This window comes from Simiaoa sp. (assembly GCF_051972595.1).
Classification (GTDB): domain Bacteria; phylum Bacillota; class Clostridia; order Lachnospirales; family Lachnospiraceae; genus Acetatifactor; species Acetatifactor hominis.
In genome coordinates this window covers 15,356-30,356 of sequence record NZ_JBOKRY010000022.1, presented here as the reverse complement: position 1 = coordinate 30,356, position 15,001 = coordinate 15,356, and the positions used below count along the sequence as shown (strand labels likewise).

At 47.9% G+C, this 15,001-nt stretch carries 10 protein-coding genes; 6 read left to right on the top strand and 4 right to left on the bottom strand.

What is annotated here, in order from left to right; all coding sequences use genetic code 11:
* Nucleotides 1-151 precede the first annotated feature (151 nt).
* From uidA to ACTRDR_RS09265, 4 genes are all read right to left on the bottom strand, one after another.
* Nucleotides 152-1,978 (bottom strand): beta-glucuronidase, encoded by a 1,827-nt coding sequence (uidA, locus tag ACTRDR_RS09280; RefSeq protein WP_440527118.1) that lies wholly within the window; start codon nucleotides 1,976-1,978, stop codon nucleotides 152-154.
* Between the two features lie 116 nt (nucleotides 1,979-2,094).
* The gene (locus tag ACTRDR_RS09275) at nucleotides 2,095-4,089 is read right to left on the bottom strand and encodes a heparinase II/III domain-containing protein (protein WP_440527116.1); all 1,995 of its coding nucleotides are present in this window, start codon (nucleotides 4,087-4,089) and stop codon (nucleotides 2,095-2,097) included.
* Nucleotides 4,090-4,151: 62 nt separating this feature from the next.
* Nucleotides 4,152-5,750, bottom strand: a complete 1,599-nt coding sequence (locus ACTRDR_RS09270) for a response regulator (protein WP_440527115.1) — start codon at nucleotides 5,748-5,750, stop codon at nucleotides 4,152-4,154.
* An 11-nt stretch (nucleotides 5,751-5,761) separates the two neighbouring features.
* Entirely contained in the window at nucleotides 5,762-7,504 is a 1,743-nt protein-coding gene (locus tag ACTRDR_RS09265) for a cache domain-containing sensor histidine kinase (protein WP_440527113.1), read from the bottom strand.
* 340 nt (nucleotides 7,505-7,844) lie between these two features.
* On the opposite strand from ACTRDR_RS09265, the gene ACTRDR_RS09260 reads away from it, so the two are divergent.
* The 6 genes from ACTRDR_RS09260 (at nucleotide 7,845) to ACTRDR_RS09235 (ending at nucleotide 14,823) form a co-directional block, all read left to right on the top strand.
* On the top strand, nucleotides 7,845-9,203 hold the full coding sequence (locus tag ACTRDR_RS09260) for an ABC transporter substrate-binding protein (protein ID WP_440527111.1): 1,359 nt from the start codon (nucleotides 7,845-7,847) through the stop codon (nucleotides 9,201-9,203).
* Between the two features lie 71 nt (nucleotides 9,204-9,274).
* The gene (locus ACTRDR_RS09255) at nucleotides 9,275-10,174 is read left to right on the top strand and encodes a carbohydrate ABC transporter permease (RefSeq protein ID WP_022153204.1); all 900 of its coding nucleotides are present in this window, start codon (nucleotides 9,275-9,277) and stop codon (nucleotides 10,172-10,174) included.
* Nucleotides 10,174-10,965: a hypothetical protein gene (locus ACTRDR_RS09250; protein ID WP_022153203.1), complete on the top strand. Its 792-nt coding sequence runs from the start codon at nucleotides 10,174-10,176 to the stop codon at nucleotides 10,963-10,965. The genes ACTRDR_RS09255 and ACTRDR_RS09250 overlap by 1 nt, the downstream gene beginning before the upstream one ends.
* A gap of 14 nt (nucleotides 10,966-10,979) precedes the next feature.
* Nucleotides 10,980-11,819 (top strand): carbohydrate ABC transporter permease, encoded by an 840-nt coding sequence (locus ACTRDR_RS09245; RefSeq protein ID WP_440527109.1) that lies wholly within the window; start codon nucleotides 10,980-10,982, stop codon nucleotides 11,817-11,819.
* Between the two features lie 90 nt (nucleotides 11,820-11,909).
* Nucleotides 11,910-13,082 (top strand): glycoside hydrolase family 88 protein, encoded by a 1,173-nt coding sequence (locus ACTRDR_RS09240; protein WP_440527107.1) that lies wholly within the window; start codon nucleotides 11,910-11,912, stop codon nucleotides 13,080-13,082.
* Between the two features lies 1 nt (nucleotide 13,083).
* Complete coding sequence (locus tag ACTRDR_RS09235) at nucleotides 13,084-14,823, top strand: DUF2264 domain-containing protein (RefSeq protein WP_440527105.1); 1,740 nt, start codon at nucleotides 13,084-13,086, stop codon at nucleotides 14,821-14,823.
* The last annotated feature ends 178 nt before the right edge of the window (nucleotides 14,824-15,001 follow it).

The following is a 15,001-nucleotide window of genomic DNA, read 5'->3' as shown; positions in this document are numbered from 1 at the left end:
GTTTGTATTCTGCAATAAGAATATCAGTACTCAAGGGAAAATCGCATATCTGCCGATTTACATGATTGGTTTTCTGGAAAAAGAGAAAATAGAAGAATATATCTATTCGATTGATCTGAGTGCACTTCAATAGTGAAACAGCAGCGATGCATCACGCACCGCTGCTTGTTTTATATCCAAAATTCGGTATCTTATCCCATCTTTCTCGGAAGTAATGGGCGATCATCTTAGGGCGGCGTTCTCGGGTGAAGATGCCCTTGCGGTTGCCGTCGGCGCGCATACAGCCTTGTAATGTCGCGTAATCGGCGAAATTCCATGCGTGTTCGCCAATGAAGAAATCTCTTCCGTCGAAGGCTTTGTTGTACATTTTGTAGAATTCCACCTGGAATTCCTCGCTCCACATCTCCGGCGAGCAGTTATGGAGACCAGCGAGGGTATCCGCACCGTATTCGGTCATCATTACGGGTTTGCCGATTGTTTCCCAGAAATCCAGTTCCATATTCCAGGCGTAGGAGGCTGCTTCCAGATCGCCGGAGAGGTTGTACCAGCCGTAATAGCGGTTGAGGCAGACGACGTCCATCGTTCGGGTTACAAGATCCCGCTCATAATTATTTTGGCAGCAGACGAAGGTTACCGGGCGGTTCTGGGGATCCAGCTTATGGGTAAGCTCATAGAGGGAATGCCAGTAATCATAAGCGGATTCCGGAAAATGTTCGGTATCCGGTTCGTTTCCTATGGACCACATGACAACACAGGGGTGATTTTTGTCCCGTGCGACGAGATCCCGCAATACCTGTTCATGGTGCTCCCGGATTGGGAATGTTTTATAGGGATCACAGCTTTCCCCGGCACCGATGCCGACCGCCGGTGTTTCATCGATGATAACGATGCCTTCCCGGTCGCAGAGCCGGTAAATTTCCTCTGCATAGGGATAATGGCTGGTGCGGAAGGAATTGGCGTGCATCCAGTGCAGCAGATTGATATCTTTTACATCAAGGCACAGATCCAGCCCTCTTCCGTGAAACGGCGAATCCTCATGCTTGCTGAAGCCCTTGAAATAAAAGGGCTTTCCATTGATCAGAAACTTTGTCCCTTTGACTTCTACCGTGCGGAAACCGAACTCTTCTGTATAGCAGTCTTCTCCATAATATACCTTCGCCTGATACAGATAAGGAGTACCCGGATAAGGCCACCAGAGGTTGGCCTGTGGAATGTGAAGCTGTCCGACGCTCCCCGCAGCTTCCGTCACACAGTTGTCGTTAGCATCCATGATTTTCAACCGGACAGGAGTATCGGTATCGACTCCTGCCGTTACGATACGATAGTCTAAAATTCCGGTATCGCCATCCAGAGACGGAACCAGAGTGATATCTTCGATATAGGAAGCCGGTGTACTGTATATGCGCACCGGACGGTTGATGCCCGCAAAATTAAAAAAGTCAAAGTTCGGCAGATTCTGCTTTTTACGCCATATTTTTGCAGCCTCCACGCTGGGAATTCCGGGGTTATCGGAGCCGAAAAAGGCGATATTGTCCTCGTTGCCTACCGGCAGAGTGCTGTGGCTGATCCGGTTGTCGACGGCGACGCCGATCGTAATCTGTCCATTTTCAGGCAACAGATCAGTAATCTCCACCTCAAACGGGAGAAATCCGCCCTTATGTGTCAAAATCAGTTTGCCGTTCAGATATACTTTGGCGGTGTGGGTTACTGCGTCGAAGCGCAGTACCTGGCGCTGCCCACTCTGTTTATAGAGAAACGCAGGAAACTCTACGGTACGTTCGTAATACGCCCAGCCGTAATGATTCCGGTAAGCGGGATCGTCCTTTTGGTCATTATAGGAAGCCGGAACGGAGATCAGCTCCATTTCCTGCGGGGAGTTCCAGATCTCTCCCGGTTCGGTTTCATCCCCGAGTTTAAATCGCCAGATGCCGCCGAGATCAGTCAGCGAGCGTGCATGATTCATTTTTGGATATAACAATGGCATTTCCTCCTTTTGCCCTATGTTCCGCAGTTTTATGCTTATTATAGGGTCGAAAAGGCGGGAATGCCATGTGATTATTTATAGAAATATGTTATTTTTTTTTTAAAATTGTATTATTTCACGGTCAACCGGAAATCTTCCCCCGACATCTTTAACCGGATCCGGTAGAGGTCGTGATCCCATGCGGTTTTTAGGCGGGCATCGGTAATGGGGAGAGTCTCGATTGCAAGCAGCTCTGCCCCCGCCCAGAGAAGCGTGGCTTCACCGACCGTGAGAGCACCAGTCAATGCAGCGGACGTAGCGTCATCATCTGTACCCATAGCCGAATCCTGTAAGGTGGGATTGGTATACGTAATAAAATTCAATATGACGTCCCCTGTATTCGTATGATCTTCCAGAATGACCGTATTTTCCGGTTTCTTCAGCGTCACAGTGCGCCGGTAGGTCAGCACACCGGAAATCGTACCTTTAGCCTGCATCTCGCCAACAGGATAAGCGGTGGCAAGCTCCATGGAGATCGAAGGATTTGTTCCAGTGAGATCCGCAGTTACATCTTGCGCACGGTATTCCGCGCCATCATGCTCGTCAAAGCCACAGATTGTCGGCAGATTGTGATAGCTCGACTGCATCGTCCAGATCTCGTAGCGTCTGGAAGAAAAAGTCTTCTGCGTATAGGTCTCTACACCGATATCTGCGAGAACCGGCAGACCATTTTTGTACAGCGTAACGCTTCCTGTGTCGTTGTGATTATGGCTGTCAGCGTTGTCACCGGCTTTTACCGCCAGATCCATTGTATTGGAATGAACGAGGAACAGTCCGACACTGGGGTAATAGACATCCCGGTGAGGAAGTGTAGCGGAAGTATCCCGGTGCATCAGCTCTTCATAATAGAATACGGTCTGCATCCGATAGAACAGATTCCCACCATTTACTTCATCAGTAATAAGTTGCCCCTGACCTGCTTGGAAATCTTTCGCGGCAAACAGGCACAGATCCTCCTGCCCGGTGGCTTTGCCGAAGAGATATTCCCGTACTCCGGCACGACCGGCTATAGGAGAGCAGTCGGCAAAATTAAAATAGTATTTATCATCTACATGCACATTTAAAATATATGCTGCAATATTTTTCACTTTATCCCACTGAAACAGTGAGGAAAAATGTCCGCCCGTAACGGTGTTAAGCACTGTCATGGCACCGTACAGGCACAGTCCCGCGTGACGGTAGTACTGGGCACCCTCCTCACAGCAGCCGTCGTTGCCGTAATCCTTGAGAAAATAATCACAGCTTTCAGCAGCTTTACGCAGAATCGCCTGCAATGTGACAACTGTGTCAGACGTATTCTCCGGCAGGAACAACGGAGCATCCCCGGTAAGGGCACGCACCGGAGCAGCCAGCTTGGAGGACATCTTTTCACTCCAGGGCATCAGGAACGTGGTCAGCAGTACATTCTGTGTACACCATACGGTCCAGTTGCACATAGGCTCATCGTCATGTCCCATCCACCAGAAATGTGCGGTCAGATAAGGCAGCAGAATTCTGCGTTTCAGGTTATCCTCAATGCAGGTCAGCACAAAAGGACTGACAGCATTGAATTCCTCCTCCAGTAGATAAGCCACACAGGCAAGCAAAGCCCCGGTCTCGCAGGCGAACAGATCCATGACAGGTCTGGTCACATCCGGCAGAATGAGCTGCGGAGTATCCCGGATATAGGAATTGTGCGCCGGAAGCTGCCAGGCACTCTCTTCGCAGATAGAGTAGATACCGTTGATAATATCGTCCAGAAAACGTCCTTTATGTTCCACACATTCTGCCTGAATCAGATCATTTAAGGCATTGCGTTTGCCAAAATAGAGCGCTTCAAAGGCAGTGCGGTCACCATCTCTTTTAAAACGCATATAATCTGTGGCGCGGATCACCGGGAATGCATAGTTTAGTCGGGATTCCCCCATCTTAACCAGCCGGTTTTTCAGTGCAGCAGGCAGTGTTTCATATGCTTCCCGGGCAGAAGCCTTTGGGAATGGTTGAAGAGGGTGGATGTCCCCGCGAAAAGCAATTGCTGCTTTCAAAAAAGGTTTTTCAATAGTTCCGGCCTGCAAATTCATTTCCATAATGGTACCTTTCTGTCAATTCCGTAATTCATACACATTTAACGTGTCTTCTATAATGGGAGCTAACTAAATTTATTGTTGATGTATTCCGTGGGGGAGACGCCCTCCACCCGTTTGAATACTTTGCTGAAATAAAAGGCACTCTCGAATCCCAGTGCTTCCGCGGCTTCGTAGACCTTCATATTTTCTTCCTCCAGCAGCCGTTTGGATTCTGTGACTTTGCAGATGTTGATATATTCACTGAAGCCGGTATCGTTGTATTTGCTGAACAGCTGGCTTAAGTAATTCGGACTGATGCCGAAGACAGCGGCTACTTCATTCAGTGACAACCGTTCGTTCACATGCTCGTTGATGTATTTGCGCACATTAGTCACGATGTGGTTCTTGTAGTCTTTTCTGCGGTTTTGGAACAGTTCGCACAGCTTATCACAGAAGGACTGCAGCCACTGGATCACATGATCCACGTTGGACTGCTTATACAGGGAGCGGTATCCGTCCGGATCATCGGCGAAGAAGCCGGAGACGATGGATTCGCCGTCCTGCAACAGTGAAATGGACAGATATAGGATATTGCTGGCGGCATCCAGAGCCTGCACGTAATGTCCCGGATGATCCCGGAACAGGTCACAGAGAGACCCAATCGTGGTTCGCAGAATATCGGGATCGTATTCCTCAAAAGCCCTGGTGAGATCGTTTTTGAACAGGCTGATATTAAAGGGTTTCCGGACGTTCTCTCTGGAATGATCCATATCAAAAGCGGCAATGGAAGTATCTGCATCGGTATTTTGGAAAGTCTGTCTCGCATACTGGTAGGAATCACAGATCGTACCGGGTGTCTGGACCGGGGTACCGATGCCACAGCGAAGAGTAACGTTATAATAGTTTTGCAGAGTGTCGCTGATGCTTTGCAGAATGTCTGTGAGACTTTCTACATAGTCCCCTGTATCCGCCGTATCCGAAAAACAGAAGATCAGGGCAAAATGCCGCAGATCCAGTGACAGCGCATAGAGAGGCAGATATTTTGCACCCAGTTCCCGGATCATCTGCAGGGAACTGGTGAACAGAGGCATCTGTTTTTCCGTGGTCAGCTGATCTGCCTGGGGACTTATGATTTCACCATAACAGCAGACATAAGAGCCATATTCAAAATTCAGGTTCAGATCCCTGCTTTGTAGCAGGAATTGTTCTTCCGATTCAAACAGGTCATGCAGAAGACTGATCAGAAATTTGTCGTAAAAAGGGTGAATATTTACGGCAGACATCTGCTTTTTGCGGGACTGCGAGATCTGAGTAATGACTCGGTCGATGGCGTTTTTCAGCACTTCCGGAGTCAGCTCCAGCTTCACCAGATAATCTGAGACCTGATAAGACAGGGCATCCCTTGCCATCTGGAAATCTTCGTAGCTGGTGAGGATGATAAAGTAGGGACTGTTTTCCCCGTAGCGCTCTCTGCAAACTTTTGCCAGCTCCAGCCCATTCATGACGGGCATTTTGATATCCGTGATGACAATATCCGGTGATGTCTCCTCAATGATCTTTAGCGCCGCCTGACCATTCATGGCGGTACCGCAGATATCGATATTCATTTCGTTCCAGTTCAGCATGGAACGGATTCCTGCTTGAACCAGAGGTTCATCATCTACAATTAACAGTTGATACATAATAACTCCTTTTATGCCTGCCTTTGTTCCAGAGGACAGTTGGGAATATGAATGGACATGGTGGTATATTCGCCCTCTTTACTCTCTATGGTAATACCGTACTCTGTGCCGAACTGATATTGCAGGCGCTTGTGTACATTGCTTACACCGATCTCCCGGAAGAAATCTGCCGAGCTGTCGTCGTTGGAGCTTAAGATCTGAGCGGATTTCTCTGCGGTCATGCCGACGCCGTCATCCGTCACATCGATCCGGATCCTGTCAGTGGCATCAGCGACTTCATAGCCTACATGGATCTGAATATGTCCGGCAGAGCCTTTGGGCTCGATCCCGTGAAAAATGGCGTTTTCCACCAAAGGCTGTAAGGTAAATTTAATAATCTCACTATTGTACAGACTTTCCTCATCTACCTGTATATCCATGGAAATCGTGCCGCCATAGCGATAACTTTGGATGGTAAAATAATTTTCAAGCAGCGACAGCTCTTCCCGAATATCGATCAACAGGCTGGTGCCTTTGGAAATGCTTTTCAACAGGCGGGACAGAGAAGTGGTCATCTCGGAGATGCCGTTGGCACCCTGGATCGTTGCCATCCATTTGATGGAGTTCAGTGTATTGTATAGGAAATGGGGATTAATCTGGCTTTGTAGCATTTTATATTCCAGATCCTGTTTCTGCTTTTCGTCTTCCAGACGCCGTTCCATCAGATGAGATACATTTTCCGACAGATCATTGATTCCGCGACCAATGTCTCCAAGCTCATGATTCCATTCAATAGAAGGATCTCTGGAGAAATCTCCCTGGGAGATCCGTTTCATCCGCGATTGCAGGTGGGACACAGGAACCGTGATCATGCGGTTCATCAAAAGCATCAGAATCACGCCGATGGATAGAATGCCGATCAGAATGCAGGTGAGGATTCCAAGAAATAAAATGGCCTGATTCGTACGCTCTGCGTGGGATATGCTCTGGCTTAAGTAGCAGTCTGGCATATCCAAAGGGGTTGTGACCAGAATCTGTTCGCCCTTTGTTTGACTGTGAATCCGGGAAATCTGCGTGTCTCCGGTGAGGGAATAATTACTCATATCCTGCGACAGGCTGTATTCCGGTGTGAATTCCCGCAATCCATTGTCTTCATATATATAAGTGTGATCCGCAATCGTAAGATAGAGATAACTGTCATCGGGACAGCTGTAATCTTTTAGCGGAACAGTAAATAGATCGGTAGATACTTCTATAAATAAATAGCCCGCCTGCTTGTTATTATACTGATAGGTAATGGGACGAATGATGGGGAGCACTTTACGTCCGGCCCGGTGAAAAGGATCTGAAATAATACCGGTAGAAAAATCATAATCATCCGCTGTCAGTAATTCTTCATAATAAGGAAGGAGCGGTATCTGCACTGCCAGATCTGCAGTGGAGGAATAAGTGGTAGCAACTACCTGCAGATAATGCGCCTGTGAGACAACGGCGATTCGCGGCATGTAATTATAAGCACCGTTTCGGCTGCACTCTTCGGCAAAAGAATCATAAGTAGATACAGACAGAACGGAGCCGGGATTCGGATTGTGCTCAATATAATTGGCAATCGAGGAATCCGTCTGACAATAACGAACCAGACGATAGACATCGTTGATACTGGAGTCCATGGATTCCGACAACAGCCGCAGGCTGGTCTCGGTGGACTGGATCAGAGTGTTCTGCAAATAGTGTCGGAAAATATAGTAGCTGAACACGCTGATCAACAGGCACATGCCTAAAATGGCACTCAGAGTGAAAATAAGTATGCGATTCCGTATGCTTTTTGAGTGATATACAGTCTTTTTCATGCATTCAGTATAACATAACAGGAGAAAAAAGGTAGTTGGAAAACCAAGATGCTAAAAAAAGTGCATATTAAAATAAAAAAGTACATTTTTAGAAAGCACTTTCAGAAAAAAGATAAAGAAATTATAAAAAAATGTGAATTATATAATAAATTTTTCCATGTAATGTCCGAACCATTTTCGCTATACTTTAGTTACAGTCAAGGAACCGATACGAAACGGATCCGGGATCAGAGCTATAACAGTATGTATTAACAGGAGGGTTTACATGAAAAAGAAAGTATTAAGTTTAGTACTGACAGCAGCAATGATGACTACCATGCTTGCAGGATGCGGCAGCTCCGACAACGGCAACGCAGCTTCTACATCAGATGCACCTGCAGCAGCTTCTACCGAGGCAGCAGCTTCTACCGAAGCCGTACCCGCAGAAGAAGTTACTTTAAAGTGGGCTATCTGGGATCAGGAGACCACACAGTATTGGGGAGATATCAAGGACGCATATGAAGCATCTCATCCCGGTGTAACCATTGAGATGGTAGACCTTGGTTCTACCGATTACATGACCGTTCTGGCAACCGAGTTGTCCGGCAGCGGATCCGACTTCGATGTTGTAACCATCAAGGATGTACCCGGATATGCAACTCTGGTACAGAAGGGATCCATCCTCGCATTAGATGATTACATCTCCAAGGATGGCGTAGATTTAAGCAAATATGCGGGTGTTACCGATCAGGTAACCGTAGACGGAAGCTTGTATGAACTGCCTTTCAGAAATGACTTCTGGGTACTGTTCTATAATAAGGATCTGTTCGATGCTAAGGGTGTTGCTTATCCTACCAACGATATGACCTTTGATGAGTATGATGCTCTGGCAAGAGAGATGACCGATACCACCTTCGGTTCTCAGGTATACGGTGCTCATTATCACACATGGAGAAGTGCAGTTCAGCTGTTCGGTGTTCTGGATGGTAAGCATACTATTCTGGATGGAAACTATGATTTCTTCAAGCCTTATTACGAGATGGTTCTGAACGAAGAAGCTGATGGCGTATGCAGAAAATACACGGATCTGAAGACCGAAGGCTTACATTATTCCGCAGCATTCTCCGGTGGAGATGTAGCAATGATGAATATGGGTTCCTGGTTTATTGCAACCATGATCACCAATTTAAAATCCGGCGAGTATGATTCTAGCCTGTGTGGCAACTGGGGTATCGTTAAGTATCCTCATGCCGATGGTGTAGAAGCAGGTTCTACTCTTGGTACTATTACCGGTCTGGCTGTTACCACTGCAAGTGACACGCCTGATGCATCCTGGGATTTCGTTAAGTGGGTAAGTGGCGAAGAAGGCGCAGCAGTTATGGCATCCAGCGGTAACTTCCCTGCAATGATGACCGACGAGGTAGTAGACATGATCTCCGGACTGGAAGGATTCCCCACCGATGAAGCCAGCAAAGAAGCTTTGACCGTATCCAATCTGTACCTGGAAGTTCCTTACGCTCCCAACGTATCTGAGATCAACTCTGCCCTGGATTCCTATCATGGAAGTATCATGACCGGTGAGATGAGCATTGATGACGGTATTGCAGCAATGAATCAGGCGGTAGCTGACATTCAGGCTCAGTAAGTTCCATAAGACACAAGGGGGTCGTACCTACGGCCCCTTTTTTATCAAAAGCGTTCGAGAGGAGAATTGTTATGCGGAAATTAAGCCGTCAAACCAAAAGAGATCTGGTGGCATACTCCTTTATTGCACCCAACTTTATCGGTTTCTGCGTATTTACCCTGATCCCCATTATCTTTGCCTTTGCTCTTGCCTTTATGAAGTGGGACGGAAGTAATCCGATCCAGTGGGCAGGATTAAGCAATTTTACAAGACTGTGGAAAGACACCTTCTTTATCGCAGCATTTAAAAACACTATTATTTATTGTGTCGGTACCGTGCCTCTGACCATGATCGCATCCTTGGCACTGGCTATCGTATTAAATCAGAAAGTAATAGGAAGAGGCGTTTTCAGAACCCTTTCCTTTTTCCCATATGTAGCATCTCTGGTAGCAATCACCGCAGTATGGAAAATGCTGTTCCACCCCTCTAAAGGACCAGTGAACAACATCCTGTTAAATGTATTTAATGTACCGCAGGATCAGCTTCCCCAGTGGTTCACCGGCGGACTGGTATTGTTCTCCATGATTCTGTTCAGTGTATGGAAATACATGGGTTATTACATGGTAATCTACCTGGCAGGCTTACAGGGAATCTCCTCTGAACTGTATGAAGCAGCCAGTCTGGACGGTGCAAATACCTGGCAGAAATTCCGTTATGTGACCTGGCCGCAGTTGTCTTCCACGACCTTCTTCGTAGTCGTCATGCTGACCATCAACTGCTTCAAGGTGTACGATATCGCTATCATGCTGGCGGGGGGCGGAAGCGGAGAACTGACCACTTCAGCAACCGTACTTGTATACTATATCTACCAGAAAGCATTTATTGACTGGGATCTGGGTTACTCCAGTTCTGTAGCAATGGTACTGTTCCTCATGGTACTTTTCGTAACCATCATTCAGTTCCGTGGTCAGGCAAAGAGGGAGAAAGCATAATGGCAATCTTGGCTTTGAAGGTTCTCGATAAGGACAGCAACACTATCTGCGTCAGCAGCGGTGAGAATTTTGTGGATCTGGTCTGCACCCACACCTATGAAGAGGGTGACCGGATCGTACTGGAGACCGATGAGAAAAATATTCACGTACATTTACAGGTGGATGATGCACTGGGAGATGCCTTCGTATACATAACCGACAACGTATCCTATTATGTTCCCTTCGGGGAGAAAAGGATCAGCATGTCCCCCAAGGTATTTTCCGGAAATAAACATTATCTCTATGCAGAAGTCGCAAGAGAAGATGAGATCACAGCCTACAGAAACCTGGCACTGAATCCTGCGGATCAACATATGGATGTTCCCTGTTATCCTCATGCGACAGCTAATGTGGAGACCAGAGGCGAGAGTGTATTCGCAGCGAAAAACGCCATCGACGGTGTCCGGGCGAACCGCTCCCACGGAGAATGGCCCTACGAATCCTGGGGCATCAATATGCAGGATGACGCAGCCCTGAAGCTGGATTTCGGCAGACCGGTACTGGCAGACAAGATTGTGTTGTACACCAGATCCGATTTTCCACATGACAACTGGTGGCAGCAGGTAATGATAAGATTCTCCGATGGCAGTGAGCAGGAGTTCTGTTTAGAGAAGAGCAGCAGAGCGCATGTACTGCCGATCCCCGAAAAAGAGATCATCTGGCTGGAGCTTTGTAATCTGATCAAAGCAGAAGATCCATCCCCCTTCCCGGCACTGAGTCAGATCGAAGTGTACGGCAGGGTTAAACGTTAGGAGGCGCAAAGATTATGAAATCAGCACATAAAAAAGCCGTTTTGGGCAAAGTGATCATATATGCAATTCTGATTCTGATCGCAGTGGTCATGATTATTCCTTTCCTGTGGATGCTTTCCGCATCCATCAAGAGCGATAGAGAAGTATTCCAGATGAATCCTTTTGTGTGGATCCCCGCTAATCCAAAGTGGGATAACTATCTGAAGATCTGGACGAAGATTCCCTTTGGCAGATTCGTGGGAAATACGGTATACTTAACTTTGATCGTTACTTTCTTACAGTTACTGACCAGTAGTTTTGCAGCATACTCTTTTGCAAAACTGGACTTCCGTCATAAGAACGGACTGTTCCTGGCATACATCGCAACCATCGCAATGCCCTGGCAGGTATATATGGTACCTCAGTTTATCATGATGAGAAGAATGGGACTGAACGATAAGCTGCTGGCTATGATCTGCCTGCAGGCGTTCTCCGCATTCGGTGTATTCATGATGAAGCAGTTCTATGAAGGTATTCCCGATGATCTGTGTGAAGCTGCCAGGATCGACGGTATGAGTGAGTACCGGATCTACGCCAGCATCATGCTGCCACTGTCGAAACCGGCATTGTCCACACTGACGATCTTCACTTTTGTGGCTACATGGAACGACTATCTGGGTCCCTTGATTTATTTAAAGAGCCAGGAGAAGAAGACCATTCAGCTGGGATTAAAAATGTTCATCAGCCAGTATTCTTCCGATTACGGTCTGATCATGGCAGGATCGGTATTGTCACTGATCCCGGTACTGGTCGTATTCCTGGTATTGCAGAAATACTTTGTAGAGGGTGTTGCCTCTACGGGACTGAAGGGATAACGGATAAAAAGTATTTTTACAAGCCTGTGCCGGGTAGCGGTTACAGGCTTGTGTGATAGGATAAGAAAAGAATAAGAAAAGGAAAAAATCATGATAACATTTGATGAAAAAAAGTATCCTTTGATTACAGATGCGGAAATCAAAGATGCATTACAGTTTTCCACAGAGCAGGTGATCCGGGATCTGCCGGAATTTACCGATCAGTTCCAGAATGCATACAGTGAGAATGGCTTCTACCAGCCCATTCCGAATAATTACTGGACCTGCGGTTTTTGGACCGGAGAGATCTGGCTGGCTTACGAATATTCACAGGACGAGCGCCTGAAAAAAGCGGGCGAGGTTCAGGTAAAGAGCTTTTTGAACCGTATCGACAATAAGATCGAAGTGGATCATCACGATATGGGATTTCTCTATTCTCCTTCCTGCGTGGCAGCTTATAAGTTGACCGGCAGCAAAGAGGGCAGGGAAGCGGCAATCAAGGCAGCAGACCAGCTGATCACCCGCTATCATCCCATAGGCGAGTTCATTCAGGCATGGGGTCCCATGGATGCTCCGGAGAATTACCGCCTGATCATTGACTGCCTGCTGAATCTGCCTCTGCTGTACTGGGCATCCGATGAGACCGGGGATCCGAAGTACCGCGATATCGCGGAGAAGCATATCCATACGGCTGTTGCCAATGTGATCCGTGAGGATTATTCCACCTGGCATACCTTCTTCTTCGATATGAAGACGGGAGCACCGGATCATGGTGCCACCTGTCAGGGTTACCGCGACGGTTCCGCCTGGGCGAGAGGTCAGGCATGGGGTGTCTACGGTATGGCACTGGCTTACCGTTATACCGGAAGAGCAGAATATATCGATCTGTTCCGTCATGTAACAGAGTATTTCCTGGCACATCTGCCGAAGGACCTGGTGCCCTACTGGGATCTGGAATTCACCGACGGTGATGACCAGCCGAGAGATTCTTCTTCTGCTTCCATCGCAGCCTGCGGTATGCTGGAGATGGCGAAATACCTGGAGCCTACGGAGGCAGAGCACTATATTACTCTGGCAAAACAGATCATGCAGTCTGTTTATACGAACTATGCCGTAAAAGATCCGAAGGAATCCAACGGACTGGTGCTGCACAGCACCTACTCAAACCATTCCCCATACAATACCTGTAACCATTATGGCGTGGATGAGTGCAACTCCTGGGGAGACTACTTCTATATGGAGGCACTGACGAGACTGCTAAAAGACTGGAGGGAGTACTGGTAAGATGAATTTACATACTAAAAAAGATTTTCAGGATTGTATGTTATCGATCTTAGAGCCGTTAAAATCTTATTACAGTGAGGAGAAGGCTAGGTTGACTCTGGGAGTTACCATGGCGCATTATGACATCGGTGCCACCTGGATGGAGGCATTTTCCCGTCCCTTATGGGGACTGGTGCCCTTCTGGGCAGGTGGCGGATCGGAGCCGGAATTTGAGGAGATCTATCGCAAGGGTCTCACCGCCGGAACCGATGAGAAGAACCCGGAATACTGGGGAGAGTGCACCTCTTTTGACCAGAGATTCGTAGAGATGGCTGCCATTTCCTACGGCATTATGTTTGCCCCGGAGGTGGTATGGGATCCTCTGACGGAGGAACAGAAGGAAAACCTCAGCAATTATCTGAACAAAATTAATGAGCACCCTCTGCCGGTCTGCAACTGGATCCTCTTTGCCGTACTGGTGAACATTGCCATGAAAAAGGTGGGACGTCGGTACAGCCCCGAGATGTTAGAGGAATACCTGGAGGGATTGGAGACCTTCTACCTGGGCGAAGGGTGGTACAGGGACGGAGATTCCGGACAGAAGGATTACTATATTTCCTTTGCTATCCATTTCTACAGTCTGATCTATGCCGTAGTTATGGAAAAGGATGACCCGGAGAGAGCGAAAAAGTACAAGGCAAGAGCCATGGAATTCGTCAAGCAGTTCATCTACTGGTTCGATGAGGAGGGCGAGGCGATTCCTTTTGGCAGGTCCCTGACCTATCGTTTCTCCCAGGTAAGCTTTTTTAGTGTGTGCCTGTTGGCAGGACTGGAGCCTTTCCCCATTCCTGTAATGAAAGGTCTGATCGCTAGACATCTGCGCACCTGGCTGAAGCGCCCGATCTTCGACAGAGATCATGTGCTGACCATCGGCTATGGATATCCGAATCTGACTATGGCGGAGCGGTACAATGCCCCCGGTTCCCCTTACTGGGGCATGAAAGTATTCGCCTTTTTACTGCTTCCCGACGATCATCCTTTCTGGAGCGCAGAGGAAGCACCGCTGCCGAAGTTGGCACCGGCATGTCCTCAGAAATACGCCGACCTGTTTGTCTACCATTACGGTAACCATACCACGGCGTTTGCTCCGGGCGTCTACAGCCCCAACGGACACGGGCAGATCGTGGCAAAATACGGGAAATTTGCTTATGATACCCGGTTCAGCATCAGTGTGGCGAAGTCCTGCTATGAACTGCATGAGAACGCACCGGACAACATGTTGGCATTCTGGATCGACGGTTATGTGTATGTGCGTCGGATCTGCGAGGCATCGAAGATCACAGATACCGGAGTATGGTCGAAGTGGAGCCCTTATCAGGGTATCACGGTAGAGACCACGATCACTCCGGATGCAGAGGGACATACCAGAGTACATAAAATTACCAGTGAGATCGACTGTGTGGCATATGACTGCGGATTTGCAGTCAGCAGAGGGGATTTTAGAGACATCGGCTTCGCGGAAAAAGTGGACGGCGTATCCGCCCAGGCAAGTAATGAATTCTGCAACTGTACGGTCAGTGCGGTAGTAGACGAAAATGTGCAGGTCAATGAAGTGGCAGATAAGCCGCCCGTGGGCTATATGATCACCGCAGACCCCAACACGAACCTGCTCTACACCAAGACCAAGATCCCCGCGGTGAAATATCACATCCACAAGGGATCCCAGGAGATCGTCACCCGAGTGGATGCGGAAGTCATCTAGAGGTTTTTACTTTTTAAATTGAGAGTTACGCGAGCAATGAGCCACGCATAGGCATAATGAAGACAGCGATGGGCGCTTGCGCACAAATCGCTGTCTTTACTTATGCCGCGATATGAAATAAGATTGGCAGCGCCTTTTGCTGACAATCTTATGAATAGCGTGGCTCATTGCGGAGAAC